Origin of the sequence: Streptomyces endocoffeicus (assembly GCF_016741935.1) — a bacterium.
In the GTDB taxonomy this organism is placed as follows: Bacteria; Actinomycetota; Actinomycetes; order Streptomycetales; family Streptomycetaceae; genus Streptomyces; species Streptomyces endocoffeicus.
Window position 1 is genome coordinate 13,137 of the sequence record NZ_JAERRG010000010.1, and the last position, 26,434, is coordinate 39,570.

Below are 26,434 nucleotides of genomic sequence, written 5' to 3' on the forward strand. Positions count from 1 at the left end.
TATGCATTCTTGCGGTCTCCGCGGCCTCGCGTCACTCGGCTGTGGATAACCCGGGGTTATTTGTCACGCTTGTACGAGTTCGAGTGCTGAATCCCTTCCGTATCTTCAGCATCTCTCACGTCCGCGGCTCTCACGTCCGCGGCGTGACCTCCCGCAGCAGACCCGTCGTCACATCGAAGACGAAGCCGCGGACGTCGTCGGTGTGCACCAGGAACGGCGAGGTGCGCACCCGCTCCATCGACTGGCGAACGTCGGCGTCGAGGTCCTTGAACGCCTCGACCGCCCACGAAGGGCGCTGTCCCACCTCCTCCTCCAGCTCGTGCCGGAAGTCCTCGGTGAGGCTCAGCAGACCGCAGCCGGTGTGGTGGATGAGCACGACGCTGCGGGTCCCGAGGGCCCGCTGGCTGATGGTCAGGGACCGGATGATGTCGTCGGTGACCACACCGCCTGCGTTGCGAATGGTGTGGCAGTCGCCCAGCTCCAGACCGAGTGCCTCGTGCAGGTCCAGACGGGCGTCCATGCAGGCGACGATGGCGACGCGCCGCACCGGCCGCGCGTCCATTCCCGGGTCGCTGAACTTCTCGGCGTAACTGCGGTTGGCCTCCACGAGGCTGTCGGTGACCGTGTCTCCCGTGCGGGCGTCGCGGTCGGTGGACGGGTTCGGCTGCGGCGCTGATATCGACATGATGACGACGCTACCTCTCACCAGGGAATTTTGTCTTCTCTTTAGGTAGGGCAAACGAGGGCAACGGGGTGGGCCGAAGGGGTGATGTGAGGCAATCCACAACCCCCCGCGCCCCGGTGTCCGATGCCCGGGGGAGGGGATACCACCCCTCGGGCGGGACGCGCAGGCCGGTTGGTTGACCGAAGGGACGAGTGGACTAAAGTGGCGCGAAGTGGGAGGCGTGACGCTCCCCTCGGATCCCGGAATTTCGCGTGAGCGCGGTGCGTACGTACCCCTCGGCCTCCTCCCGCTCCGGTCGCCTGACGTCACTTCCCCGGCGCCAGTAGGCCACTTCCCCTTCAGAGCGGGCGGGGACCCGGCGGTGCGTATCATCCTCGCCCGATCCTCAGAAGGGCGCACGAGCAGCGCAATGAGCAGTAACGCTCTCCATGTTCCCGTCATGCTCCAGCGCTGTCTGGACATGCTGGCCCCCGCTCTCGCCCAGCCCGGCGCGGTCGTGGTCGACTGCACCCTGGGCCTCGGCGGCCACAGCGAGGCGCTGCTGCGCGACTTCCCCGAGGCCCGGCTCATCGCCCTCGACCGCGACCCGTCCGCACTGCGGCTCGCCGGGGAGCGGCTCGCCCCTTACGGCGATCGGGCGACGCTGGTCCACGCGGTCTACGACGAGCTGCCCGAGGTCCTCGACCGGCTCGGTGTCCCGCGCGTCCAGGGGATCCTCTTCGACCTCGGCGTGTCGTCCATGCAGCTGGACGAGGCCGGGCGTGGTTTCGCCTACGCCCAGGACGCCCCGCTGGACATGCGGATGGACCAGACCACCGGAGTCAGCGCGGCCGAGGTGCTCAACACGTATCCGCCGGGCGATCTGGTGCGCATCCTGCGGACGTACGGCGAGGAGAAGTTCGCCAAGAAGATCGTGGACGCGGTGGTGCGCGAGCGCGCCAAGGAGCCGTTCACCAACAGCGCCCGACTCGTCGAGCTGATCCGCGACGCACTGCCGCAGGCCGCCAAGCGCACCGGCGGCAATCCGGCCAAGCGCACCTTCCAGGCGCTGCGGATCGAGGTCAACGGCGAGCTCGCGGTCCTGGAGCGGGCCATCCCGGCGGCCGTAAGGGCGCTCGCGGTCGGCGGTCGGATCGCCGTGCTGTCGTATCACTCGCTGGAGGACCGCCTGGTCAAGCAGGTGCTCGCGGCCGGTGCCGGCAATACGGCGCCCCCGGGGCTGCCGGTCATCCCCGAGCAGTACCAGCCCCGGCTGAAGCTGCTCACCCGTGGCGCGGAGCTGCCCACCGAGGAGGAGATCGCCGAGAACCGCCGGGCCGCCCCGGCGCGGTTCCGGGGGGCGGAGCGCATCCGGGAAGAAGTCACCCCATGAGCGCGCGGGGGACGGGCCCGAAAGGACGGCCGGCGCCGGGCGCCACCACGGCCAGACGCGCGCCCTTCGTGCTGCTCGTCGTGGTCCTGCTCGGCTCCGGCCTGATCGCGCTGCTGCTGCTGAACTCCTCCCTCAATCAAGGGTCGTTCGAGCTCACCAGGCTGGAGAAGCAGACCAAGGAGCTCACCGACGAGCGCCAGGCCCTCCAGCAGGACGTGGACCAGCTCTCCGCGCCCGGCGAGCTGGAGCGGCGCGCCCGGGAGCTGGGGATGGTGCCCGGCGGCACCCCCGCCTTCCTCAACCCGGACGGCTCGGTCAGCGGGGTGCCCGCGCCCGCCACGGGGCAGCCCTCGGTGCTCGGCGGCCCCGGCCGGGTGCTGCCGCCCTCGCTCGGCACCACGCCGTCCGAGGCGTCGCCCGTCCGGTCCGAGGCGTCGCCCACTCCATCCGCCCTCGCGCCGCCGACGCCGCCGTCCGCCGCGGCCTCGGTGACCCCGTGGGGGCTGCCCGCCGGCCACTCCGCATCCACCTCCGCGAACTCCACCCCGGCCCCTCAGTAGGTGACACGGTGACGCGATCCCCAGCCTGCGCCCAGCCCAGCCCGCCCGCGCGGACGCCCACCTGGGCCCGGTGGACGCCCGCCCGCGCCCGGTGGACGCCCGCCCGCGCCCGGTGGACGGCCATCGAGCCGAGGACGGTCGCCAAGCTGAAGGCGGCCACTGAGCCGACGGCGGCGGCCACCGACCCGAAGGCGGCCCTCGCGTGAGCGCCCCCCAGGACCCCCGCCGCCGCGGGGTGCCCGGCCCGGCCGGACCCCGTGGCGACCGCCGCCCCCGCCAGGACTCAGGACGGCGCCCCGACGAGCGCCGGCGCCAGGGCGGACCGTCCGGCCGTCCGGCCCCGCGCCCCCGCCCCGGTGCTGCCCAGCAGCTGCGGCTGGGCAGCCCGCGCCCCCGGCTGCGGCTGATCAGCCTCGGCCTCACCCTCGTCATGCTGATCTTCGTCGTACGGCTGCTGCAGGTGCAGGCCGTCGACGCCAGCGCCTACGCGGCCAAGGCCAACATCAACCGCTACATCCCGGTGAAACTGTCCGCCGAGCGCGGCTCCATCACCGACCGCGACGGCGTCGACCTGGCGACCACGGTGGACGCCTACGACATCACCGCCGCCCCCGACCTCCTCACGCCCAAGACGGCCAGGACCCACGACGCGCCCCGCCAGGCCGCGGCCCTGCTCGCGCCGATCCTCGGCAAGGACCAGGCGGACCTGGAGCAGAAGCTCACCGACAACCCCAGGTCGCAGTACGTCGTGCTCGCCCGGCAGCAGTCCCCGCAGGTCTGGAACCAGATCAAGGACCTGAAGAGCGCCCTGGACGACGCGGCGGCCAAGGGCAAGGGCACCAATGTCCTGGCCGGGGTCAACCGCGAGGCGCACAGCAAGCGGGTCTATCCGAACGGGGACCTCGCCGCCGGGATTCTGGGATTCGTGGACGCCGACGGACGCGGCTCCGCCGGGCTCGAGCAGCAGCTCAACAAGAAGCTCGCGGGCAAGGACGGCAAGCGCGTCTACGCCCAGTCCGGCGGCCACCAGGTGCCCACCGGCGACGTCAGGGAGCAGCCCGCGGTCCCCGGCAGCGACTACGAGCTGACCATCGACCGGGACATCCAGTGGGCCGCCCAGAGCGCCATCGCCGACCAGGTGCGCAAGTCCGGGGCCGACCGCGGCTACGTCATCGTCCAGGACACCCGCACGGGGCAGCTCCTGGCCATGGCCAACGCCCCCGGCTTCGACCCCAACGACATCACCACTACGGACGCCGACGCCCTGGGCAACGCCGCGGTCTCCGACGCCTACGAGCCCGGCAGCGTCAGCAAGCTGATGTCCATGGCCGCCGTCCTCCAGGAGGGCGTGGCGCGCTGGGACACCCATGTGGTGGTCCCCAACCGGCTGCCCCGCGCCGACCGGGCCTTCGCCGACGACATCGACCATTCGACCTGGTACCTCACGCTCAACGGCGTGCTCGCCAAGTCCAGCAACATCGGCACGATCCTCGCCACCGAGCAGCTGGCCAAGACCAAGCGGCAGAAGAACCAGATCCTCTACTCCTACCTGCGCAAGTTCGGGATCGGCCAGCCCTCCGGGCTCGGCTTCCCCGGTGAGACCCCGGGCATCCTGGCCAAGCCGCAGGACTGGAGCGCCTCCCAGCAGTACACCATCCCCTTCGGCCAGGGGCTGTCGCTCAACGCCATCCAGGCGGCCTCGGTGTACTCCACCATCGCCAACGGGGGCGAGCGCATCGCGCCCACCCTCGTCCGCGGCGCCAGGGGGCCCGGCGGCGACTTCACCGCCGCGCCCGCCCCCAAGAAGACCCGTGTCGTCAGTAAGGAGACCGCGAAGACGCTCGCCGAGATGCTCGAGTCGGTCGTCGACGATGAGCAGGGCACCGGCACCAAGGCGAAGATCCCGGGCTATCTTGTCGCGGGCAAGACCGGCACCTCCAACCGGGTGGACCCCAAGACCGGCCGCTACCGCGGCTACACCGCGTCCTTCGCCGGCTTCGCCCCGGCCGACAAACCTCGGCTGACCGTCTACTGTGCCGTTCAGAACCCGACCAAGGGCAGCTACTTCGGCGGGCAGGTCTGCGGACCGGTCTACAAGAAGGTCATGGAGTTCGGCCTCAAGGCCCTTCAGGTCCCGCCCTCCGGGAAGCAGCCCAAACGGCTCCCGGTGAGCTACAGCCCGGGCCAGTGAGCGGACTCAGCAGTGACGACGATCACGCCGGACCCCGGGAACCACGGTCCGGTACGGCCTCGCACCGCCGCCTCATTTCGCGGGGGAGCGGGTGTCCCGGGTACGCTCACCGCCGTGCCCCACGCTGATCAGTCCGAAACCCCTCAGAAGGACGTTTCTGTGGAATACCCGGGAGCGCCCCGTCCTCTCCAGGTCCGCCCGATCCCGCTGGCGGAGCTGGCGGATCAGCTGGGCGTCGAAGCCCCCGAAGCCTCGGAAGGGGCCGCGGTCACCGGGATCACCCATGACTCGCGGGCCGTGCGCCCCGGCGATGTGTACGCCGCGCTGGCCGGTGCCCGCCTCCACGGCGCGGACTTCGCCGCCCAGGCCGCCGACCTCGGCGCGGTCGCGGTGCTGACCGACCCGGCCGGTGCCGAGCGCGCCGCCGCCACCGGCCTGCCGGTCCTCGCGGTGGACAACCCGCGCGGCCGGATGGGCGCGCTGGCCGCCACGATCTACGGCGAGCCGGGCCACGACCTGCTCCAGATCGGCATCACCGGTACCTCCGGCAAGACCACGACCGCGTATCTCATCGAGGGCGGCCTCAAGGCCGCCGCGAAGCACGACGGCGGCCTTACGGGTCTCATCGGCACCGTGGAGATGCGGATCGGCGACGAGCGCATCAAGTCCGAGCGCACCACCCCCGAGGCCACCGACCTTCAGGCCCTGTTCGCGGTGATGCGCGAGCGCGAGGTCCGCTCGGTCGTCATGGAGGTCTCCAGCCACGCCCTGGTCCTCGGCCGCGTCGACGGCTGCGTCTTCGACGTCGCGGTCTTCAACAACCTCAGCCCGGAGCACATGGAGTTCCACTCCGGCATGGAGGACTACTTCCAGGCCAAGGCCCAGCTGTTCACCAAGGCCCGCAGCCGCCTCGGAGTGATCAACTACGACGACGAGTACGGCCGCCGCCTCATCGAGCAGTCCGAGGTGCCCGTCACCACCTTCTCCGCCGAGGGTCACCCCGACGCCCACTGGCGCGCCGCGGACGTCGAGGTCGGCCCGCTCGGCTCGACCTTCACCGCCGTCGGCCCGAACGGTGAGTCCGTACGGGCCGCCGCGCCCCTCCCGGGCCCCTTCAACGTGGCCAACGCGCTCGCCGCCGTCGTCGCGCTCGCCGTCGCCGGGATCGACCCGCAGACGGCCGCCGACGGCGTCGCCGCCGTCCCCGGTGTACCGGGCCGGCTGGAGCGGGTGGACGTGGGCCAGCCCTACCTCGCGGTCGTCGACTACGCCCACAAGACCGACGCCGTGGAGTCGGTGCTGCGTGCCCTCCGTAAGGTGACCGACGGCAAGCTGCACGCCGTCCTCGGCTGCGGCGGGGACCGGGACCGGCTCAAGCGCGGCCCCATGGGCGCCGCCGTGGCCCGGTACTCCGACACGGCCGTCCTCACCTCCGACAACCCCCGCTCCGAGGATCCGCTCGCGATCCTCGCCGCCATGCTCGCGGGCGCCGCCGAGGTGCCCGCCCACGAGCGCGGTGATGTGCTGGTCGAGGAGGACCGGGCCAACGCCATCGCGGCCGCCGTGGCCCGCGCCGAGCCGGGTGACACCGTCATCGTGGCGGGCAAGGGCCACGAGCTGGGCCAGGACATCGCGGGCGTGATCCGGGCCTTCGACGACCGCCAGGTACTCCGCGAAGCCATCGAGCTCAGTGAGCGAGCCCACAGGCGCGATGCCACGCGCCCCGAGGCGAGCCCACAGCACCGGGACAAACACCTAGACGACCAGGGATGACAGACCGCCATGCGCGCACCAGCCCCCTCCAGGCAGCTCTCCCGCACGGCCGGAGGTGATCAGTGATCGCACTGTCCCTCACCGAGATCGCCGGCCTAGTCGGTGGACAGCCGCACGACATACCGGACCCGGACCTGAAGGTCACGGGCCCCGTCGTGATCGACTCCCGTGAGGTGCGGCCCGGCAGCCTCTTCGCCGCGCTCCCCGGGGAGCGCGTGGACGGCCACGACTTCGCCAGGGGCGCGGTCGAGGCGGGCGCCGCGGCGGTTCTGGCCGCCCGTCCCGTCGGCACCCCGGACGCCCCCGTACCGGCGATCGTCGTCCCCGACGTCATCGCCGCCATGGGAGCGCTCGCGCGCGCCGTCGTGGAGCGCCTGGGCACCACCGTGGTCGCCCTCACCGGCTCCGCCGGCAAGACGAGCACCAAGGACCTCATCGCCCAACTGCTCCAGCGCCGCGGCCCCACCGTATGGACGCCGGGCTCGCTCAACAACGAGATCGGCCTGCCGCTCACCGCGATGAGCGCCGACGAGGCCACCCAGCACCTGGTGCTGGAGATGGGCGCCCGCGGTAAGGGCCACATCCGGTATCTGGCCACTCTCACCCCGCCCCGTATCGGACTCGTGCTCAACGTCGGCACCGCCCATATCGGGGAGTTCGGCGGCCGGGAGCAGATCGCCGAGGCCAAGGGCGAGCTCGTGGAGTCCCTGCCGTCCGCAGCGGAGGGCGGGGTGGCGGTGCTCAACGCCGACGACCCCTTGGTGCGCGCCATGGCGTCGCGCACCAAGGCCCGTACCGTCCTGTTCGGCGAGGCCGAGGACGCCGATGTGCGCGCCGGGAATGTCCGGCTCGCCGACGGCGGGCGCCCCGCCTTCACGCTTCACACCCCTACCGGGTGCGGCGAAGTGACCATGCGCCTGTACGGTGAGCACCACGTGTCGAACGCGCTCGCCGCGGCCGCCGTCGCCCATGAGTTGGGCATGTCCGTCGACGAGATCGCCGTGGCGCTCTCCGAGGCGGGGCAGCTCTCCCGCTGGCGGATGGAGGTCACCGAGCGCTCGGACGGCGTGACGGTCGTCAACGACGCCTACAACGCGAACCCCGAGTCCATGCGAGCAGCGCTGCGCGCGCTGGTCGCCATGGGCGCTGCCACACCGGGGCGTCGCACGTGGGCGGTGCTCGGCCCGATGGCCGAGCTGGGCGAGGATTCACTGGCCGAGCACGACGCGGTCGGGCGGCTGGCCGTCCGGCTCAACGTCAGCAAGCTCGTGGCGGTCGGCGGCCAGGAGGCCGCCTGGCTGGACATGGGCGCCAAGAACGAGGGTTCGTGGGGTGAGGAGTCGGTGCACGTGTCCGACGTGCGGGCAGCGGTCGATCTGCTGCGCAGCGAGCTGCGACCGGGGGACGTCGTGTTGGTGAAGGCATCCAGGTCGGTCGGCCTGGAGCGGCTTGCGCAGGCATTGCTCGACGGTGAGGGTGAGGTCTCCGGCCGATGGGCATGAGGCAGGTTCTCTTCTCGGGAGCCATCGGGCTCTTTCTGACCCTGATCGGCACGCCGGTGCTGATCAAGCTGCTGGCCCGCAAGGGCTATGGCCAGTTCATCCGGGACGACGGTCCGCGGACGCACGGCAGCAAGAAGGGCACGCCCACGATGGGCGGTATCTCCTTCATCCTGGCCACGTTGATCGCCTACGCCCTGACGAAGGTGATCACGGGCAGCCAGCCGACCTTCTCGGGCGTGCTGGTGCTCTTCCTGTTCGCGGGCATGGGCCTGGTCGGCTTCCTCGACGACTACATCAAGATCGTCAAGCAGCGCAGCCTGGGTCTGCGGGCCAAGGCCAAGATGGCCGGGCAGCTGATCGTCGGTATCGCCTTCGCGATCCTCGCACTGAACTTCGCCGACGCGCGCCAGCAGACCCCCGCCTCCGACCGGCTCTCCTTCGTCCAGGACTTCGGCTGGTCCTTCGGCCCGGTGATCTTCGCGATCTGGGCGCTGTTCATGATCCTGGCGATGTCGAACGGCGTGAACCTCACCGACGGTCTCGACGGTCTGGCCACCGGCGCCTCCGTCATGGTCTTCGGCGCCTACACCTTCATCGGCGTCTGGCAGTACCAGGAGTCCTGCGCCAACGCGCAGACCCTCACCAATCCGGCGTCCTGTTTCGAGGTCCGCGACCCGCTCGATCTGGCCGTCGTCGCCTCCGCCCTGATGGGCGCCTGCTTCGGCTTCCTGTGGTGGAACACCTCACCCGCCAAGATCTTCATGGGGGACACCGGTTCGCTCGCGCTCGGCGGCGCGCTCGCCGGCCTCGCCATCTGCTCCCGTACGGAGCTGCTGCTGGCCCTCCTCGGCGGTCTGTTCGTCCTGATCACCATGTCCGTGGTCATCCAGGTCGGCTCCTTCCGGACGACCGGGCGACGGGTCTTCCGGATGGCACCGCTCCAGCACCACTTCGAACTCAAGGGGTGGAGCGAAGTCCTTGTGGTGGTCCGGTTCTGGATCATCCAGGGCATGTGCGTGATCGTCGGCCTCGGCCTCTTCTACGCGGGGTGGCGAGCCTCGTGACGTCCGGCGCCGCTTCCCCCGACGTGTCCGACCTCGCCGGACGGCAGGTCACCGTCGCCGGACTCGGCGTCTCCGGGGTCCCCGCAGCGCGTGCGCTGCGGGGCCTCGGGGCCTCGGTGACCGTGGTCAACGGCAGCGACGGCGAAGCGCAGCGCGCCCAGGCGGCCGAGCTGGAGCCGCTGGGCATCACGGTCCGCCTCGGCGACGGCGAGACGCTTCCCGACGGCACCGAGCTGATCGTGACCACCCCCGGCTGGAAGCCCACCAGCCCGCTCTTCCTGGCCGCCGCCGAGGCGGGCGTGCCCATCTGGGGCGATGTCGAGCTGGCGTGGCGGCTCCGCGGGAAGGACGCCCCGCCCTGGCTCGCGGTCACCGGCACCAACGGCAAGACGACCACCGTAAGGATGCTGGCGGCCATCCTGGAAGCGGCCGGGCTGCGCACGGCGGCCGTCGGCAACATCGGCGTCTCGCTCCTGGACATCGTGCTGGGCGACGAGCCGTACGACGTGCTGGCCGTCGAGCTCTCCAGCTACCAGCTGCACTGGGCGCCCTCGCTGCGCGCCCACTCCGGGGCGGTGCTCAACCTCGCCCCCGACCACCTCGACTGGCACGGCTCCATGGCGGCCTACGCGGCCGACAAGGGCCGGATCTACGAGGGCAACCAGGTGGCCTGCGTCTACAACGTGGCCGACCCCGCCACCGAGGACCTGGTGCGCGCGGCCGACGTCGAGGAGGGCTGCCGGGCGATCGGCTTCACCCTCGGCACCCCCGGTCCCTCCCAGTTCGGCGTCGTGGAGGACATCCTCGTCGACCGGGCCTTCGTGGCGGACCGGCAGAAGCAGGCGCAGGAGCTCGCCGAGGTCTCCGACGTGAACCCGCCGGCCCCGCACAACATCGCCAACGCCCTCGCGGCGGCCGCCCTGGCCCGCGCCTACGGCGTCCCGCCGACGGCCGTACGGGACGGCCTGCGCGCCTTCCGGCCCGACCCGCACCGGGTGGAGCACGTGGCGGACGTCGACGGCGTGGCCTACGTCGACGACTCCAAGGCGACCAACACCCATGCCGCGGAGGCGTCGTTGGGCGCCTATGAGCACATCGTGTGGATCGCGGGCGGCCTCGCCAAGGGGGCCACCTTCGACGAGCTCGTCCTTACGGCGGCCAAGCGGCTGCGCGGCGTGGTGCTGATCGGCGCCGACCGCGCCCTGATCCGGGAAGCGCTCACGCGACACGCAGCGGATGTCCCGGTCGTGGACCTCGACCGGACCGACACTGGGGCGATGGCTGCGGCTGTGCGCGAAGCGGCGCGGCTCGCCCGGCCGGGCGATACCGTCCTGATGGCCCCGGCCTGTGCCTCGATGGACATGTTCACCAACTACAACGAGCGGGGCGACGCCTTCGCCGCGGCGGTTCATGACCTGGCCTCCGGCCGGGTCCCGGACGACCAGTAGCCCGCCGGTCCCCCGCGAGGACCGCCCGCGCGGGGAAACCGGAGGGGATACGACATGACGCCCGACCAGCCCGCCGCCCCGCGCTCCCGGACGGCCCGCCCCGGCACCGGCCGCCAGGTGCCGCGCTCGGGCGGCGCCCCGCGGCTGCGGGAGGCCGTACGGGGCAAGGGCCGGGCGGCGTCACCGGCCCGCCCGCGCTCCACGGCGGGCGCCTCCCGGCCTCCGCGCCGCCCGCCGAGGGTGAACGTGCTGGACGCCCTGCGCGGGCTTCAGCAGCGTGTCAGGCGGGCCTGGGACCGGCCGCTGACCGCGTACTACCTGCTGCTCGGCGGCTCGCTGCTGATCCTGGTGCTCGGGCTGGTCATGGTCTACTCCGCCTCCCAGATCAAGGCGCTGCAGTCCGGGCTCTCACCGTCGTACTTCTTCCGCAAACAGCTCTTCGCCGCCGCGCTCGGCGGCGCGCTGATGCTGCTCGCCGTGCGGATGCCCATCAAACTGCACCGCGCCTTCGCCTATCCGCTGCTCGCGGTCTCGGTCTTCCTGATGTGTCTGGTGCAGGTCCCGGGCATGGGCATCGCGGTCAACGGCAACCAGAACTGGATCTCCTTCGGCGGTCCCTTCCTGCTCCAGCCCAGTGAGTTCGGCAAGCTCGCGCTGGTTCTGTGGGGCGCCGATCTTCTCGCCCGCAAACAGGACAAGCGGCTGCTGGCCCAGTGGAAGCACCTGCTGGTCCCGCTGGTGCCCGCGACCGGCATGCTGCTCGGCCTGATCATGCTGGGCGGGGACATGGGCACCGCGATCATTCTCACGGCGATCCTTTTCGGCCTGCTGTGGCTGGCCGGCGCCCCCACCCGGCTCTTCGCGGGCGTCCTCGCCTTCGCCGGGGTCATCGGCCTGCTGCTCATCAAGACCAGCGCCAACCGGATGTCCCGGCTCGCCTGCATCGGCGCCACCGAGCCGGGTGCCAACGATCAGTGCTGGCAGGCGGTGCACGGGATCTACGCGCTCGCCAACGGCGGATGGTTCGGCTCAGGACTCGGGGCAAGTATGGAGAAATGGGGCGAACTGCCCGAACCGCATACTGACTTCATCTTCGCCATTACCGGGGAGGAACTCGGTCTGGCGGGGACGCTGTCGGTTCTCGTTCTCTTCGCGGCTCTAGGCTATGCGGGTATCCGCGTGGCCGGACGCACGGAGGACCCCTTCGTGAGGTACGCCGCGGGAGGTGTGACCACCTGGATCACGGCCCAGGCCGTGGTCAACATCGGTGCGGTGCTGGGTCTGCTGCCGATCGCTGGTGTTCCGCTCCCGCTGTTCTCCTACGGAGGGTCCGCCCTGCTGCCGACCATGTTCGCCGTCGGCCTGCTGATCGCCTTCGCCCGGGCAGAGCCCGGTGCGCGGGCGGCGCTGGCCATGCGGCAGCCTGCTTTGCGGAAGAAGCTGGCTCGGGTGAGACGGAAGACGATGAGACGGCCCGTCAAGAGGCGGCCGTCCGGAGAGCGGTGAATTTCGGTGCATGTCGTACTCGCCGGTGGGGGGACCGCCGGCCACATCGAGCCCGCGCTCGCCCTCGCGGACGCCCTGCGCAGGCAGGACCCGACCGTGGGGATCACGGCACTCGGCACGGAGCGAGGACTCGAGACCCGGCTCGTACCGGAGCGCGGCTATGAGCTCGGGCTCATCCCGGCCGTACCGCTGCCGCGCAAGCCCACCCCTGAACTGATCACCGTCCCCGGGCGGCTGCGGGGCACCATCAAGGCCGCCGAGCAGATCCTGGAGCGCACCAAGGCCGACTGCGTCGTCGGCTTCGGCGGCTATGTGGCCCTGCCCGGCTATCTGGCGGCCAAGCGGCGCGGCGTGCCGATCGTCGTCCACGAGGCCAACGCCCGCCCCGGCCTCGCCAACAAGATTGGCTCCCGCTACGCCCACTTCGTCGCGGTCTCCACCCCGGACAGCAAGCTCCGCAACTCCCGCTATGTGGGCATCCCGCTGCGCCGCTCCATCGCCACCCTCGACCGGGCCGCGGTCCGCCCCGAGGCCCGCGCGGCCTTCGGGCTCGACCAGAACCTGCCGACGCTGCTGGTCTCCGGCGGCTCGCAGGGCGCGCGGCGGTTGAACGAGGTGGTCCAGACGGTGGCGCCGTACCTCCAGCGCGCCGGGATCCAGGTGCTCCACGCGGTCGGACCGAAAAACGAAATGCCGCATGTGGACAACATGCCGGGAATGCCGCCCTATATCCCGGTACCGTATGTGGACCGGATGGACCTCGCGTACGCCGCGGCCGACATGATGCTCTGCCGCGCGGGCGCGATGACCGTCGCCGAACTGTCCGCCGTCGGGCTCCCCGCCGCCTACGTCCCGCTGCCGATCGGCAACGGTGAGCAGCGGCTCAACGCCCAGCCGCTGGTCAAGGCGGGCGGCGGGCTGCTGGTCGACGACGCCGAGCTGAGCCCCGAGTGGGTGCAGGGCAATGTGCTGCCGGTGCTCGGCGACCCGCACCGGCTGTACGAGATGTCCCGGCGCGCCGCCGAATTCGGCCGCAGGGACGCCGACGAGCTGCTGGTCGGCATGGTGTACGAGGCGATCAGCGCACGCCGCCAGGCGTGAGGAGGCAGGGAGCGTGGCCGGACCGTCGACCGCCGAGCGCGGCGCACGAGGGACGACTCGGTCCGGCCCGCCCCCACGCCTCCTCCGGGTCCGTCGGGGGCTCCGGCCGCCCGGCCGCCGCACCCTGCTGGTGACGGCGGTGGCGGTGACCCTGCTCGGCGCCGGGGCCGTCTGGCTGCTCTACGGCTCGAGCTGGCTGCGGGCCGAGCGGGTGCGGGTCGCCGGCACCACCGTCCTCACCGCCGACGAGGTGCGCGACGCCGCCGATGTATCCCTGAACACCCCGCTGGTGGCGGTGGACACGGGAGCGATCGAACATCGGGTACGCGAGCGGCTGAAGCGGATTGCGAAAGTGGACGTATCCCGGTCGTGGCCGCACACCATCAGTCTGGTGGTGACGGAACGCAGGCCCGAAGCCATTGTCGAAGAGGGCGGGAAGTTCCACGAAGTGGACGCCACAGGAGTCCGGTTCTCCACGCTGAGCGAGCGTCGGAAGGGGGTTCCGCTGCTGGAAATGGAGCCGGATCGGTCGCCGAGTTCGCGCCATTTCGGCCCCACTGGACTGCGCCGCGAGGCGGTCCGGGTGGTCACCCAACTCCCCGAGAAGGTCCGCCAGGACACCCGTTCCCTCCGGGTCCGCTCGTACGATTCGATCACCCTGGAGCTGACCGGGGGACGTACCATCGCCTGGGGGAGCGGAGAGCGCGGCGAGGCGAAGGCGAAGGCGCTCACCGCCCTGATGAAAGCGCGGCCGGACGCCGACCACTTCGATGTCCAAGCGCCGAGTGCCCCCGCGGTGTCTCGCAGTTGACGTGGATAGCGGCAGGCCAGCACCCTGGTTGGCTAGCCCGCTGGGTGATCACATAGGGTGAAAAGAAAAGCGGGAGGTTCGGCGTGTTCATTGAACGCGCGACACTTGTCGACTTAGTGTCCTGTTCCGAAGAGTCCGGGAAACAGAGGCACTGGTAACCCTAAACTTCAGCGTTAGGGTTGGGGTCGGCAATCGGAACCGTCCCATTCGGCATCAGTCGGCGCACCGCGGCAACAGCGGGGTGGCGACACGTAACTCGAGGCGAGAGGCCTTCGACGTGGCAGCACCGCAGAACTACCTCGCAGTCATCAAGGTCGTCGGCATCGGCGGCGGTGGCGTGAATGCCATCAACCGGATGATCGAGGTCGGGCTCAAGGGCGTCGAGTTCATCGCGATCAACACCGATGCGCAGGCCCTGCTGATGAGTGACGCGGACGTCAAGCTGGACGTCGGTCGCGAGCTCACCCGGGGCCTGGGAGCCGGCGCCAACCCCGACGTCGGCCGTAAGGCCGCCGAGGACCACCGCGAGGAGATCGAGGAGGTCCTCAAGGGGGCCGACATGGTCTTCGTGACGGCGGGTGAGGGCGGCGGCACGGGCACCGGCGGTGCCCCGGTGGTCGCGAACATCGCCCGCTCGCTGGGCGCACTGACGATCGGTGTGGTCACCCGGCCGTTCACTTTCGAGGGCCGCCGCCGCGCCAATCAGGCGGAGGACGGCATCGCGGGTCTCCGGGACGAGGTCGACACCCTCATCGTGATCCCGAACGACCGGCTGCTGTCCATTTCGGACCGTCAGGTGAGCGTGCTCGACGCGTTCAAGTCGGCCGACCAGGTGCTGCTGTCGGGTGTTCAGGGCATCACCGACCTGATCACCACCCCGGGTCTGATCAACCTCGACTTCGCGGACGTCAAGTCCGTGATGTCGGAGGCCGGATCGGCGCTCATGGGCATCGGCTCGGCCCGCGGTGACGACCGCGCGGTGGCCGCGGCCGAGATGGCGATCTCCTCGCCGCTGCTGGAGGCGTCCATCGACGGCGCCCGGGGCGTGCTGCTCTCCATCTCCGGCGGCTCGGACCTCGGGCTGTTCGAGATCAACGAGGCCGCTCAGCTGGTGAGCGAGGCCGCCCACCCCGAGGCCAACATCATCTTCGGCGCGGTGATCGACGACGCGCTCGGCGACGAGGTCCGGGTCACCGTGATCGCGGCGGGCTTCGACGGCGGTCAGCCGCCCGCGAAGAACCGCGACAAGGTGCTCGGCTCCTCCTACAGCGGTGGCAGCCGTGAAGAGGGATCCGGCAGCTCCTCGAACCGCCCGGCCGGCCAGGACAGCGGCAGCCGCCCGTCCTTCGGCGGGCTCGGCAGCGTCACCCCGCGCGAGGACGAGCCCGCCCCGGCGGACCCCGCCCCGGTCGCCGAGGTGCCGCCGCCCCCGGTGCCCACCCCGCACCCCCAGGTCCCGCCGGCTCGCCCCTACCAGGACAGCCAGGCCGAGGAGCTGGACGTCCCGGACTTCCTGAAGTGAGCCGTCCGGTATGGCTCGACGGCGACTTTGAAGTGAACCAGACGTGATAGCGCAACAGCACGACGCGAGCGGCGCGCACTTCGCCTTCACCGACCGGTGGGGCGGGGTGAGCGCCGCTCCGTATGAGGAGCTCAATCTCGGCGGGGCGGTCGGCGACGACCCCCAGGCCGTACGGACCAACCGTGAGCTGGCCGCCAAGGCGATGGGCCTGGACCCGGCGGCGGTCGTCTGGATGAACCAGGTGCACGGCCGGGACGTCGCGGTGGTCGACGGACCGTGGTCGGACGGCGAGATCCCGGCGGTGGACGCGGTGGTGACGCGGCGTCGGGGCCTCGCCCTGGCCGTCCTCACCGCCGACTGCACCCCGGTGCTGCTGGCCGATCCGGTGGCCGGGGTTGTCGGCGCCGCCCACGCGGGGCGGCCGGGACTGGTCGCCGGAGTGGTCCCGGCGGTGGTGAAGGCGATGACCGAACAGGGCGCCGAGCCCGCCCGGATCGTCGCGCGTACCGGTCCCGCGGTCTGCGGCCGCTGCTACGAGGTCCCCGCGGACATGCGCGCCGATGTCGCCGAGACGGTGCCGGAGGCGTGGGCCGAGACCAGCTGGGGTACCCCCGCCGTGGATGTGGCGGCCGGTGTGCGGGCCCAACTGGCACGCGCGGGTGTGCGGATGGACGAGATGGATGGAAAATCTCACATCTGCACCCTGGAGTCGGCGGACCACTTCTCGTACCGGCGCGAGCGCACCACCGGGCGGCTCGCGAGCTATGTCTGGTTGGGCGGCTGAGAGCTGTGACGGATCGCAAGGCGGAACTGGCCGCGAATCTGGCCCGGGTGGAGGAACGTATCTCTGCCGCCTGCGCCGGGGCCGGCCGCAAGCGCGAAGAGGTGACCCTGATCGTGGTCACCAAGACCTATCCGGCGAGCGATGTCCGTTTGCTCGCGGAACTCGGCGTACGGCATGTCGCCGAGAACCGCGACCAGGAGGCCGCCCCCAAAGCCGCGGAATGCGCGGATCTGCCATTGATCTGGCACTTTGTCGGGCAATTGCAGACCAATAAGGTGCGTTCCGTATCGAGTTATGCCGATGTGGTGCAATCTGTCGATCGCAAGCGATTGGTCGACGCGCTCTCCCGTGCGGCTGTGGGGGCCGCGCGGGAGCTGGGTGTCCTGATTCAGGTCGCGCTCGACGTGGACTCCGGTGACCGGGGAGAACGCGGAGGAGTGGGACCGGACGGAGTGGAACGGCTCGCCGAGTCCGTGGCCGAGGCCGAAGGGCTCCGGCTCGACGGTCTGATGACCGTCGCCCCGCTGACGGGTCCCTACGAGGGGCGGCCGCGGGCGGCGTTCGACCGGCTGACGGAAATCTCATCCCGCCTGCGCGTGGCCCATCCGGCTGCGAACATGGTCTCGGCGGGGATGAGCTCGGACCTGGAGGAAGCGGTGGCGGCGGGGGCGACACATGTGCGCGTCGGCACTGCGGTACTCGGAGTCCGACCCAGGCTCCGGTAACGTCGCGAAGAAGTCGGACCACAGCAGAAAATATGGTCATTCCCGTCAAAAGGCGGGCGGGCCACGTGGATCCATGGCATCCGGTGGCGGAGCCGATCCACCACAGAGCGGAGGACGCAGAAAATGGCCGGCGCGATGCGCAAGATGGCGGTCTACCTCGGCCTCGTGGAGGACGATGGGTACGACGGCCGGGGATTCGACCCCGACGACGAGTTCGAGCCCGAGCCGGAGCCCGAGCGGGACCGTCGGCGGCATCAGGTGGTGGAGACCGAACCGCGGCCGGAAAGGGGCGAATCTGTGCGAGTCGTCCACCCTCCCGCACAACGCGAACCGGCTCCACTTGCGGTGGAAACCGGGCGACCCGCGCGAATTGCCCCCGTGGCGTCCATCACACCTGAACGTCAGAACTTGGAGAAGAACGCGCCAGTGATCATGCCCAAGGTCGTGTCCGAGCGGGAGCCGTACCGCATCACCACACTGCACCCCCGGACCTACAACGAGGCCCGTACTATCGGGGAACACTTCCGTGAGGGCACTCCCGTGATCATGAATCTGACGGAGATGGACGACACGGATGCGAAGCGACTTGTCGACTTTGCGGCCGGTCTGGTGTTCGGTCTCCATGGGAGCATTGAGCGGGTGACGCAGAAGGTGTTCCTGTTGTCTCCTGCTAACGTCGATGTCACGGCGGAGGACAAGGCCCGTATCGCAGAGGGCGGGTTCTTCAACCAGAGCTGAGACGCAAAAACGGCAAACCGGCAACACCGAGTCATCCGAGGCCGAAAGGCCGAGTACGAACCAGGGGAGAGGGACGCGCGGGATGGGCATCGCACTACAGGTGATCTACATCGCGCTCTACTGCTACCTGATCGTGCTGATCTTCAGGCTCGTGATGGACTACGTCTTCCAGTTCGCGCGCTCGTGGCAACCCGGTAGGGCGATGGTGGTCATCCTCGAGGCCACCTACACTGTGACCGATCCGCCACTCAAGCTGCTCCGGCGGTTCATTCCGCCGTTGCGTCTCGGGGGTGTGGCGCTCGACCTGTCCTTCTTCGTGCTGATGATCATCGTCTGGATCCTGATCACCGTCGTGAGCAATTTTGCGAGCAGGGTGTGAACGATACGGTCTTGCCGATTGCCGACGACTACGTTGAGGTGAAGTAGAGATGCCGTTGACCCCCGAGGACGTGCGGAACAAGCAGTTCACGACCGTCCGCCTCCGAGAAGGCTATGACGAGGACGAGGTCGATGCCTTCCTCGACGAGGTCGAAGCCGAACTGACCCGGCTGTTGCGGGAGAACGAGGACCTGCGCGCCAAGCTGGCAGCCGCGACGCGTGCCGCCGCCCAGAGCCAGCAACAAGGCATGCGCAAGCCTCCCGAACAGCAGGAGCGGCCAGGGGCACCTGTGCCCGCCGCCATATCTGGACCGCCGCAGCCGGTGCCCCCCGGCCAGCAGCAGATGGGTGGCCCGCCCCAACTCCCGGGCGGAGCCCCGCAGCTGCCGGCCGGCCCGATGGGCCAGAACGGCCCCGGTCCGATGCAGCAAGGTGGCCCCGGTCCGATGCAGCAGGGCGGTCCCGGCCCGATGCAGCAGGGTGGCCCCGGTCCGATGCAGCAGGGTGGACCCATGGGTCCCGGCGGCCCCATGGGTGGCCCGATGGGCGGTCCCGGTGGCCCGGGTGGCCCCGGCGGTCCTGGCGGCCCCGGTGGCCCGCAGCTGCCGCAGCCGGGGCAGGGCCCGGGCGGCGACAGCGCCGCGCGCGTGCTCTCGCTCGCGCAGCAGACCGCCGACCAGGCGATCGCGGAGGCCCGTTCCGAGGCCAACAAGATCGTCGGCGAGGCCCGTAGCCGCGCCGAGGGCCTGGAGCGGGACGCCCGCGCCAAGGCCGACGCGCTGGAGCGGGACGCGCAGGAGAAGCACCGTGTCGCGATGGGCTCCCTGGAGTCCGCTCGTGCCACGCTCGAGCGCAAGGTCGAGGACCTGCGCGGCTTCGAGCGCGAGTACCGCACGCGGCTGAAGTCGTACCTGGAGAGCCAGCTGCGCCAGCTGGAGAACCAGGCCGACGACTCGCTCGCCCCGCCGCGCACCCCGGCCGCCGCCTCGCTGCCGCCGTCCCCCTCGATGAGCGGCTCCATGGCCTCGGCCGGCGCCGGCACGATGGGTGGCCACACGATGGGCGGCAACCAGTCCATGGGCGGCCACAACCAGAACGGCGGCGCGCCGTCCTACGGTGGCCAGCAGCAGATGTCTCCCGCGATGACCCAGCCGATGGCACCGGTGCGGCCGCAGAGTCCGCAGCCGATGCAGCAGGCGCCCAGCCCGATGCGGGGCTTCCTCATCGACGAGGACGACAACTGACGCGGGGCGCGTAAGCGCGGAGCGTTCGGCAATCACAAGGGCCGGGCCCGGGAGCGATGAGCTTCCGGGCCCGGCCCTTTGCCGTGCGGGCGGGGTGCCTGGGGGCTTTCCCCTACCCGCCCCTTCCCGAACCAGGGGTTCCGCCCCTGACCCCGGACGCCCTTCGGGCGTGTCCTCAATCGCCGGACGGGCTGAAATTCAGCCCGTCCGGCGTCCCTATCCAGGATCCCGATGCCGCGCCCCGGGTTGCGGCTATCCAGCCCGTCCGGCGATTGAGGACCGGGGTCCGGGGCGGAGCCCCGGTTCGGGAAGGGGCGGGGTGGGGAACGAACCCCCGGTCGGGGCTTACGCCTTGCGGAGGCGGAAGGTCAGGCCCAGGGGGGTGTCGGTGAATTCGTCGCCGTAGCCCTCTTCCCCGTCGCCCGCCGCGAAGTCGGTCGCGAGGACCTCGTCCGCGATCAGCTCGGCGTGGTCGCCAAGGGCCTGACGGAGCTCTTCGTCGGCCGACTGCCACCGCAGCGCGATCCGGTCGGCCACATCCAGCCCGCTGTTCTTACGGGCCTCCTGGATCAGCCGGATCGCGTCCCGGGCGAGACCCGCGCGCCGCAGCTCCGGGGTGATCTCCAGATCGAGGGCGACCGTGGCGCCCGCGTCGGAGGCGACCGACCAGCCCTCGCGCGGGGTCTCGGTGATGATGACCTCGTCGGGGGAGAGGGCGACCGTCTCGCCGGCCACCACGACCGACGCGTTTCCCTCGCGCAGCGCGACCGACAGCGCGGCCGCGTCGGCCTCCGCGATCGCCTTGGCGACCGGCTGGGTGCCCTTGCCGAAGCGCTTGCCCAGGGCGCGGAAGTTGGCCTTCGCGGTGGTGTCGACCAGCGAGCCGCCGACCTCGCTCAGCGACGCGAGCGAGGAGACGTTCAGCTCCTCCTCGATCTGGGCGCGCAGTTCGGCGCCGAGGGCTTCGAAGCCGGCGGCGGCGACCAGCGCGCGCGACAGCGGCTGGCGCGTCTTCACACCGGACTCCGCACGGGTCGCGCGCCCCAGCTCCACCAGGCGCCGCACGAGCGCCATCCGCTCCGAGAGGGCCGGGTCGATCATCGTCCGGTCGGGCTCCGGCCAGGTGGTCAGGTGCACGGAGGCCGGGGCCTCCGGGCTCACCGGGACGACCAGGTCCTGCCAGACCCGCTCGGTGATGAAGGGCACCAGGGGCGCCATCAGCCGGGTGACCGTCTCGATGACGTCATGCAGGGTGCGCATCGCGGCGGCGTCGCCCTGCCAGAAGCGGCGGCGGGAGCGGCGCACGTACCAGTTGGACAGGTCGTCGACGAAGGCCGACAGCAGCTTTCCGGCGCGCTGGGTGTCGTACGCCTCCAGGGACTCGGTGACCTGCTCGGTGAGCGTGCCCAGCTCGCCCAGCAGCCAGCGGTCCAGCAGCGGCCGCTCGGCCGGGGCCGGGTCGGCCGCGGACGGCGCCCAGCCCGAGGTGCGGGCGTACAGCGCCTGGAAGGCCACCGTGTTCCAGTAGGTGAGCAGCGTCTTGCGCACGACCTCCTGGATGGTGCCGTGGCCCACCCGGCGGGCCGCCCACGGCGAGCCGCCCGCGGCCATGAACCAGCGCACCGCGTCCGCGCCGTGCTGATCCATCAGCGGGATGGGCTGAAGGATGTTGCCCAGGTGCTTGGACATCTTCCGGCCGTCCTCGGCCAGGATGTGACCGAGGCAGACCACGTTCTCGTACGAGGACTTATCGAAGACGAGCGTGCCGATCGCCATCAGCGTGTAGAACCAGCCCCGGGTCTGGTCGATGGCCTCGGAGATGAACTGCGCCGGGTAGCGCCGCTCGAAGAGCTCCTTGTTGCGGTACGGGTAGCCGTACTGCGCGAACGGCATCGAGCCCGAGTCGTACCAGGCGTCGATGACCTCGGGCACCCGCTCGGCCGTCAGCGAGCAGCCGTCGGCGGTGCAGGTGAAGGTGACCGCGTCGATGTACGGCCGGTGCGGGTCCAGACCGCTCTGGTCGGTGCCGGTCAGCTCGGAGAGCTCGGCAAGGGAACCGACGCAGGTGAGATGGGACTCGGCACAGCGCCAGATGGGCAGCGGGGTGCCCCAGTAGCGATTCCGCGACAGCGCCCAGTCGATGTTGTTATTGAGCCAGTCGCCATAGCGACCGGTCTTGACCGACTCGGGATACCAGTTGGTCTTCTCGTTCTCCCGCAGCAGCGCGTCCTTGATCGCTGTGGTGCGGATGTACCAGGACGGCTGGGCGTAGTAGAGCAGCGCCGTGTGGCAGCGCCAGCAGTGCGGGTAGCTGTGCTCGTACGGCACATGCCGGAACAGCAGCCCGCGCTCCTTGAGGTCCGCCGTCAGCGCCTCGTCGGCCTTCTTGAAGAACTGGCCGCCGACCAGGTCCAGGCCCTCCTCGAAGGTGCCGTCCGGGCGGACCGGGTTGACCACCGGCAGCCCGTAGGCCCGGCAGGTCAGCAGGTCGTCCTCACCGAAGGCGGGGGACTGGTGGACCAGACCGGTGCCGTCCTCGGTCGTCACGTAGTCGGCGTTGACGACGTAGTGGGCGTCCGGGATCTCCACCAGCTCGAAGGGGCGCCGATAGTTCCAGCGCTCCATCTCGGCCCCGGTGAAGGACTCGCCGGTGACCGTCCAGCCCTCGCCGAGCGCCTTCTCGACCAGCGGCTCGGCGACGACCAGCTTCTCCTCGCCGTTGGTGGCGACCACATAGGGCACCTCCGGGTGCGCGGCCACGGCGGTGTTGGAGACCAGGGTCCACGGCGTGGTCGTCCACACCAGCAGCGCCGCCTCGCCCGCCAGCGGGCCGGAGGTCAGCGGGAAGCGCACGAAGACGGAGGGGTCGACGACCGTCTCATAGCCCTGGGCCAGCTCGTGGTCGGACAGCCCGGTGCCGCAGCGCGGGCACCAGGGGGCGACGCGGTGGTCCTGGACCAGCAGCCCCTTGTCGAAGATCTCCTTGAGGGACCACCACACCGACTCGATGTACCCGGGGTTCATGGTCCAGTACGCGCCGTCGAGGTCGGTCCAGAACCCCATCCGGGTGGTGAGCTCGGCGAAGGCGTCGGTGTGCCGGGTGACGGACTCCCGGCACTTGGCGTTGAACTCGGCGATGCCGTACGCCTCGATGTCCTTCTTACCGTTGAAGCCCAGTTCCTTCTCGACCGCCAGCTCGACCGGCAGGCCGTGGCAGTCCCAGCCCGCCTTACGGTCGACGTGGTAGCCCCGCATGGTGCGGAAGCGGGGGAAGACGTCCTTGAAGACGCGGGCCTCGATGTGGTGGGCGCCCGGCATGCCGTTCGCGGTCGGGGGGCCCTCGTAGAAGACCCACTCGGGCCGTCCCTCGGACTGCTCGAGGCTACGGGCGAAGATCTTGTTCTCCCGCCAGAAGTCGAGCACGGCGTGCTCGAGGGCGGGCAGGTCGACCTGGGCGGGCACCTGGCGGTACTGCGGCGTCATCGGGGCTCTTCTTCCTCCGGCGGACACGTGCTCTTCCGTTTCCGTCGGAGGGACGAGAGCCGTGCGCTCCCGCGGTACCACCCTCCTTGACCGGCAGCGGCTGGCTCCCGGCCCCCTCATTGGGATCGCGATGCCGGTTCTACTGACCCAGGGCGGGCGTTCTTCCGGCGGCTCCGGGGTGATCCTTCACATCGCGCTCGCCCCCGGGCTCACACCGTCCCCGGGTCGCTCTGGGCCGCCTACGACGCTACTCGTCCCCATCCATGCCTTTCGCTGCGCCCCAGTGTACGGGGCCGAGGCGACCGGGGCCGACCGAATATGGCACGGCTGGGGCACTGCTCGGTCACCGCTGGGGCACTGCTGGGGCACTGCGCCGAGTGGGGGACGGCCGGGTCCGCGGACCGACCCGAATGGCCGGACGCCGGGGGCCGCGATCAGGACAGTCACGCTGGGTCACCTCTGGGTACCGGATCCCGGACGGATTACCGGACGTGGAGTGGGGCACAACGGTGGAGACCGGGTTGTCGTACGGGCAAGCCGGGCGAATCGGGCGGCGTGCCCCGTTGCCGCCCGCCCGGAGTCGATTTATCGTTCCGGAACGATTCGCGCGCAAGATCACAATATGTGAAGGGGCCGCGGCCATGGTGGCGAGAAAGACCACCGTGCAGAAGAGCACGGCGAAGGCGACGAAGGCCGCGCCCGGCAAGGAGAGCGCCTCGGGCAAGAAGGCCGTCGACAAGACCGCGGCACCCGGCAGGGCCGCCGCGCAAGGCGCCGCCAAGGCGGCGAAGAAGAGCGCACCGAAGAAGAAGTCGGAGACGCCCGCCAAGAAGGCCGCGCCCGCCGACAAGGCGGTGCCCGCGAAGAAGACGGGAGCCAGGAAAGTGGTTGCGAAGAAGACCTCGGGTGGTGCGCCGACCGGCAAGAAGGCCACGACGACCGCGCCGCCCCTGCCCAAGGCCCGTGCGGCGGGCGCCCCCGTCGACCCCAGCGAGCTCGCGGTCCGCCCCGGCGAGGACCCCTGGTCGGCCGAGGAGGTGGACGAGGCGCGCGCCGGGCTGCTGACCGAGGCCGGCCGGCTGCGCACCGAGATCCTCGCCTCCGAGGAGGCGATCACCGGGCTGATGCGCGACTCCGGCGACGGCGCGGGTGACGACCAGGCCGACACCGGTACCAAGAACATCACCCGCGAGCATGAGATGGCCCTGGCCGGGAACGCCCGCGAGATGCTGCTGCAGACCGAGCGGGCCCTGGACCGGCTGGACACCGCGACGTACGGGCTGTGCGAGAGCTGCGGCAACCCGATCGGCAAGGCGCGGATGCAGGCGTTCCCCCGCGCCACGCTGTGCGTCGAGTGCAAGCAGCGCCAGGAGCGGCGCTGACGCCCGTACGTGTGTGCCGTACCCTCGTCCCTCACAGGGGGAGACAGGCTCACGAGGTTGAGGGACTCACGTGACAGAGGCGGAGCAGGCCATCGGTACGCCGGACGCGGGGAAGGCAGAGGGGGGCGCCGGGACCAGCGCCGCCGGATCCGGTGAGGCCGCGGCGGGCAGGGGCAAGCGGCGTGTCGGGGTGCTCCTCACGGTCGCTGCGCTGGCCTATCTGATCGATCTGACCAGCAAGCTGGCCGTGGTCGCGAAGCTGGAGCATCACGCTCCGGTCGAGGTGATCGGCACCTGGCTGCAGTTCGAGGTGATCCGCAACCGGGGGGCCGCGTTCGGCTTCGGCGAGGCCATGACCATCGTCTTCACGGTGATCGCGGTCGGTGTCATCGTGGTGATCGCGCGGCTGGCCCGCAAGCTCCACAGCCTGCCCTGGGCCATCGCGCTCGGACTGCTGCTCGGCGGCGCCTTCGGCAATCTCACCGACCGGGTCTTCCGGGCGCCCGGGGATTTCCAGGGGGCGGTCGTCGACTTCATCGCGCCCTCCCACTTCGCGGTCTTCAACCTCGCCGACTCGGCCATCGTGTGCGGCGGCTTCCTGATCGTGATCCTGTCCTTCCGCGGTCTGGACCCGGACGGCACGGTCCACAAGGACTGACCGGGGCCGGCACCGGTCCGGTCCCGGGAGGGGCGTTACGGCCGGTATCCGACGGGCGTACGAACCGGTGCTCCCGGTCCGGCATACTCGTCAGGTGAGTACGATTCCCGAGATCCGCACCCTGCCCGTACCGGACGGTCTGGAGGGCGAGCGCGTCGACGCCGCGATCGCCCGCATGTTCGGTTTCTCCCGGACCAAGGCGGCCGAGCTGGCCGCCGCCGGAAAGGTGCAGCTCGACGGCAGCGTCGCCGGGAAGTCCGACCGGGTCTCCGGGGGCGCCTGGCTCGAGGTCGAGCTGCCGCAGGCCGCGCCGCCGGTGCGGATCGTCGCCGAGCCCGTCGAGGGCATGGACATCGTGCACGACGACGAGGACATCGTGGTCGTCTCCAAGCCGGTCGGCGTCGCGGCCCACCCCAGCCCCGGCTGGACCGGCCCCACCGTGATCGGCGGGCTCGCCGCCGCCGGATTCCGCGTCTCCACCTCGGGCGCCGCCGAGCGTCAGGGGATCGTGCACCGGCTGGACGTCGGCACCTCCGGGCTGATGGTCGTCGCCAAGTCCGAACTCGCGTACTCCGTGCTCAAGCAGGCATTCCGCGAGCGCACCGTGGACAAGCGCTACCACGCGCTGGTCCAGGGCCACCCGGACCCGCTGAGCGGCACCATCGACGCCCCGATCGGCCGCCATCCCCAGCACGACTACAAGTGGGCGGTGACCGCGGACGGCAAGCCGAGCGTCACCCACTACGACCTCATCGAGGCGTTCCGGGCCGCGAGCCTGCTGGACATCAAGCTGGAGACCGGCCGCACCCACCAGATCCGGGTGCATATGGCGGCCCACCGCCACCCCTGCGTCGGCGACCTCACCTACGGCGCGGACCCGACGCTCGCCAAGCGGCTGAAGCTGACCCGGCAGTGGCTGCACGCCGTGCGGCTCGGCTTCGAGCACCCCGCGCACGGCGGATGGGTCGAGTTCGAGAGCTCCTACCCGGACGATCTGCGCGGGGCGCTGGACATCGTGAAGGCGGAGAGCGCGTGATCGAGGTCGTGGCCGACGGGGACCTGTCCGGCTGCTTCGCGGTCCGCCGCGAGGTCTTCGTGGTGGAGCAGCGGATCCCCGAGGAGGAGGAGATGGACGCGTACGACGCGCCTGCCGTCCACCTCCTGGCCACCGACGACGGGGGCCGCCCGGTGGGCACCGTCCGCTTCCTGCACGGCGCCGCCGCGGACAAGAAGTACGGCCACGCCGGTGTCGACGGCGCCACCACCGCCGTGCTCGGCCGCCTCGCGGTGACCCGGGCGGCGCGGGGCACGGGGCTGGGGGCCGACCTGGTCCGGGCCGTCGAGGCGGAGGCCCACCGGCGCGGTCTGGCCGAGGTCTATCTGGAGTCCCAGACCCATGCGCTCGGCTTCTACGAGCGGCTGGGCTACGAGGCGTTCGGCGCCGAGTTCGACGAGGGCGGCGGCATTCCGCACCGCGCGATGCGACGGTCGTTGTAGCGGCGGGCGG

General features: G+C 70.9%; 23 protein-coding genes. 21 read left to right on the forward strand and 2 right to left on the reverse strand.

What is annotated here, in order from left to right; genetic code table 11:
- Positions 1 to 130: 130 nt before the first annotated feature.
- Positions 131 to 685 carry a beta-class carbonic anhydrase gene (locus JK364_RS24410; RefSeq protein WP_201853335.1) on the reverse strand — a complete coding sequence of 185 codons (555 nt, stop codon included), beginning with the start codon at positions 683 to 685 and terminating at the stop codon, positions 131 to 133.
- A 409-nt stretch (positions 686 to 1,094) separates the two neighbouring features.
- Between JK364_RS24410 and rsmH the strand changes: the two genes are divergently transcribed.
- From rsmH to JK364_RS24495, 17 genes are all read left to right on the forward strand, one after another.
- On the forward strand, positions 1,095 to 2,057 hold the full coding sequence (gene rsmH, locus JK364_RS24415) for a 16S rRNA (cytosine(1402)-N(4))-methyltransferase RsmH (RefSeq protein WP_201853336.1): 963 nt from the start codon (positions 1,095 to 1,097) through the stop codon (positions 2,055 to 2,057).
- Positions 2,054 to 2,617, forward strand: a complete 564-nt coding sequence (gene ftsL / locus JK364_RS24420; RefSeq protein WP_201853337.1) for a cell division protein FtsL — start codon at positions 2,054 to 2,056, stop codon at positions 2,615 to 2,617. The genes rsmH and ftsL overlap by 4 nt, the downstream gene beginning before the upstream one ends.
- An 8-nt stretch (positions 2,618 to 2,625) precedes the next feature.
- A complete protein-coding gene (locus tag JK364_RS24425) occupies positions 2,626 to 2,823 on the forward strand; it encodes a hypothetical protein (protein WP_201853338.1) in 198 nt (65 codons plus the stop codon).
- Positions 2,820 to 4,808, forward strand: coding sequence for a peptidoglycan D,D-transpeptidase FtsI family protein (locus JK364_RS24430; protein ID WP_201853339.1), 1,989 nt, complete (start codon positions 2,820 to 2,822; stop codon positions 4,806 to 4,808). The genes JK364_RS24425 and JK364_RS24430 overlap by 4 nt, the downstream gene beginning before the upstream one ends.
- A gap of 12 nt (positions 4,809 to 4,820) precedes the next feature.
- Complete coding sequence (locus JK364_RS24435) at positions 4,821 to 6,581, forward strand: UDP-N-acetylmuramoyl-L-alanyl-D-glutamate--2,6-diaminopimelate ligase (protein ID WP_372461980.1); 1,761 nt, start codon at positions 4,821 to 4,823, stop codon at positions 6,579 to 6,581.
- Positions 6,582 to 6,643: 62 nt separating this feature from the next.
- Positions 6,644 to 8,083: a UDP-N-acetylmuramoyl-tripeptide--D-alanyl-D-alanine ligase gene (locus tag JK364_RS24440; RefSeq protein ID WP_201853341.1), complete on the forward strand. Its 1,440-nt coding sequence runs from the start codon at positions 6,644 to 6,646 to the stop codon at positions 8,081 to 8,083.
- On the forward strand, positions 8,080 to 9,147 hold the full coding sequence (gene mraY, locus JK364_RS24445) for a phospho-N-acetylmuramoyl-pentapeptide-transferase (protein ID WP_201853342.1): 1,068 nt from the start codon (positions 8,080 to 8,082) through the stop codon (positions 9,145 to 9,147). The genes JK364_RS24440 and mraY overlap by 4 nt, the downstream gene beginning before the upstream one ends.
- The gene (murD, locus tag JK364_RS24450; protein WP_307841377.1) at positions 9,132 to 10,595 is read left to right on the forward strand and encodes a UDP-N-acetylmuramoyl-L-alanine--D-glutamate ligase; all 1,464 of its coding nucleotides are present in this window, start codon (positions 9,132 to 9,134) and stop codon (positions 10,593 to 10,595) included. Before mraY ends, murD begins: the two co-directional genes overlap by 16 nt.
- Before the next feature lie 54 nt (positions 10,596 to 10,649).
- The gene (ftsW, locus tag JK364_RS24455) at positions 10,650 to 12,101 is read left to right on the forward strand and encodes a putative lipid II flippase FtsW (protein ID WP_201853343.1); all 1,452 of its coding nucleotides are present in this window, start codon (positions 10,650 to 10,652) and stop codon (positions 12,099 to 12,101) included.
- A gap of 6 nt (positions 12,102 to 12,107) precedes the next feature.
- Positions 12,108 to 13,202, forward strand: coding sequence for an undecaprenyldiphospho-muramoylpentapeptide beta-N-acetylglucosaminyltransferase (murG, locus tag JK364_RS24460; protein WP_201853344.1), 1,095 nt, complete (start codon positions 12,108 to 12,110; stop codon positions 13,200 to 13,202).
- A gap of 13 nt (positions 13,203 to 13,215) precedes the next feature.
- Entirely contained in the window at positions 13,216 to 14,013 is a 798-nt protein-coding gene (locus JK364_RS24465; RefSeq protein ID WP_201853345.1) for a cell division protein FtsQ/DivIB, read from the forward strand.
- A 277-nt stretch (positions 14,014 to 14,290) separates the two neighbouring features.
- Entirely contained in the window at positions 14,291 to 15,535 is a 1,245-nt protein-coding gene (gene ftsZ, locus JK364_RS24470; protein ID WP_201853346.1) for a cell division protein FtsZ, read from the forward strand.
- 43 nt (positions 15,536 to 15,578) lie between these two features.
- Positions 15,579 to 16,319, forward strand: coding sequence for a peptidoglycan editing factor PgeF (gene pgeF / locus JK364_RS24475; RefSeq protein WP_201853347.1), 741 nt, complete (start codon positions 15,579 to 15,581; stop codon positions 16,317 to 16,319).
- A gap of 5 nt (positions 16,320 to 16,324) precedes the next feature.
- Positions 16,325 to 17,044: a YggS family pyridoxal phosphate-dependent enzyme gene (locus tag JK364_RS24480; RefSeq protein WP_201853348.1), complete on the forward strand. Its 720-nt coding sequence runs from the start codon at positions 16,325 to 16,327 to the stop codon at positions 17,042 to 17,044.
- A 123-nt stretch (positions 17,045 to 17,167) separates the two neighbouring features.
- A complete protein-coding gene (locus JK364_RS24485; protein ID WP_020872079.1) occupies positions 17,168 to 17,782 on the forward strand; it encodes a cell division protein SepF in 615 nt (204 codons plus the stop codon).
- Positions 17,783 to 17,864: 82 nt separating this feature from the next.
- The gene (locus tag JK364_RS24490) at positions 17,865 to 18,161 is read left to right on the forward strand and encodes a YggT family protein (protein WP_014060001.1); all 297 of its coding nucleotides are present in this window, start codon (positions 17,865 to 17,867) and stop codon (positions 18,159 to 18,161) included.
- A 49-nt stretch (positions 18,162 to 18,210) separates the two neighbouring features.
- Positions 18,211 to 19,404: a DivIVA domain-containing protein gene (locus tag JK364_RS24495; protein WP_201853349.1), complete on the forward strand. Its 1,194-nt coding sequence runs from the start codon at positions 18,211 to 18,213 to the stop codon at positions 19,402 to 19,404.
- A gap of 345 nt (positions 19,405 to 19,749) precedes the next feature.
- Here the strand turns inward: JK364_RS24495 and ileS are convergent, their stop codons facing one another.
- Complete coding sequence (ileS, locus tag JK364_RS24500) at positions 19,750 to 22,887, reverse strand: isoleucine--tRNA ligase (protein WP_201853350.1); 3,138 nt, start codon at positions 22,885 to 22,887, stop codon at positions 19,750 to 19,752.
- 641 nt (positions 22,888 to 23,528) lie between these two features.
- On the opposite strand from ileS, the gene JK364_RS24505 reads away from it, so the two are divergent.
- From JK364_RS24505 to JK364_RS24520, 4 genes are all read left to right on the forward strand, one after another.
- On the forward strand, positions 23,529 to 24,269 hold the full coding sequence (locus JK364_RS24505) for a TraR/DksA family transcriptional regulator (protein ID WP_201853351.1): 741 nt from the start codon (positions 23,529 to 23,531) through the stop codon (positions 24,267 to 24,269).
- Between the two features lie 70 nt (positions 24,270 to 24,339).
- A complete protein-coding gene (lspA, locus tag JK364_RS24510) occupies positions 24,340 to 24,927 on the forward strand; it encodes a signal peptidase II (RefSeq protein ID WP_201853352.1) in 588 nt (195 codons plus the stop codon).
- A gap of 94 nt (positions 24,928 to 25,021) precedes the next feature.
- The gene (locus JK364_RS24515) at positions 25,022 to 25,963 is read left to right on the forward strand and encodes an RluA family pseudouridine synthase (protein WP_201853353.1); all 942 of its coding nucleotides are present in this window, start codon (positions 25,022 to 25,024) and stop codon (positions 25,961 to 25,963) included.
- Positions 25,960 to 26,424, forward strand: a complete 465-nt coding sequence (locus JK364_RS24520) for a GNAT family N-acetyltransferase (protein ID WP_201853354.1) — start codon at positions 25,960 to 25,962, stop codon at positions 26,422 to 26,424. Before JK364_RS24515 ends, JK364_RS24520 begins: the two co-directional genes overlap by 4 nt.
- Positions 26,425 to 26,434 lie beyond the last annotated feature (10 nt).

Excerpts from the sequence above, each read along its gene's own strand:
- JK364_RS24410 (WP_201853335.1), bottom strand. The coding sequence starts at position 685 with ATGTCGATATCAGCGCCGCAGCCGAACCCGTCCACCGACCGCGACGCC.
- rsmH (WP_201853336.1), top strand. The coding sequence starts at position 1,095 with ATGAGCAGTAACGCTCTCCATGTTCCCGTCATGCTCCAGCGCTGTCTG.
- ftsL (WP_201853337.1), top strand. The coding sequence starts at position 2,054 with ATGAGCGCGCGGGGGACGGGCCCGAAAGGACGGCCGGCGCCGGGCGCC.
- mraY (WP_201853342.1), top strand. The coding sequence starts at position 8,080 with ATGAGGCAGGTTCTCTTCTCGGGAGCCATCGGGCTCTTTCTGACCCTG.
- ftsW (WP_201853343.1), top strand. The coding sequence starts at position 10,650 with ATGACGCCCGACCAGCCCGCCGCCCCGCGCTCCCGGACGGCCCGCCCC.
- JK364_RS24485 (WP_020872079.1), top strand. The coding sequence starts at position 17,168 with ATGGCCGGCGCGATGCGCAAGATGGCGGTCTACCTCGGCCTCGTGGAG.
- JK364_RS24490 (WP_014060001.1), top strand. The coding sequence starts at position 17,865 with ATGGGCATCGCACTACAGGTGATCTACATCGCGCTCTACTGCTACCTG.
- JK364_RS24495 (WP_201853349.1), top strand. The coding sequence starts at position 18,211 with ATGCCGTTGACCCCCGAGGACGTGCGGAACAAGCAGTTCACGACCGTC.
- ileS (WP_201853350.1), bottom strand. The coding sequence starts at position 22,887 with ATGACGCCGCAGTACCGCCAGGTGCCCGCCCAGGTCGACCTGCCCGCC.
- JK364_RS24505 (WP_201853351.1), top strand. The coding sequence starts at position 23,529 with ATGGTGGCGAGAAAGACCACCGTGCAGAAGAGCACGGCGAAGGCGACG.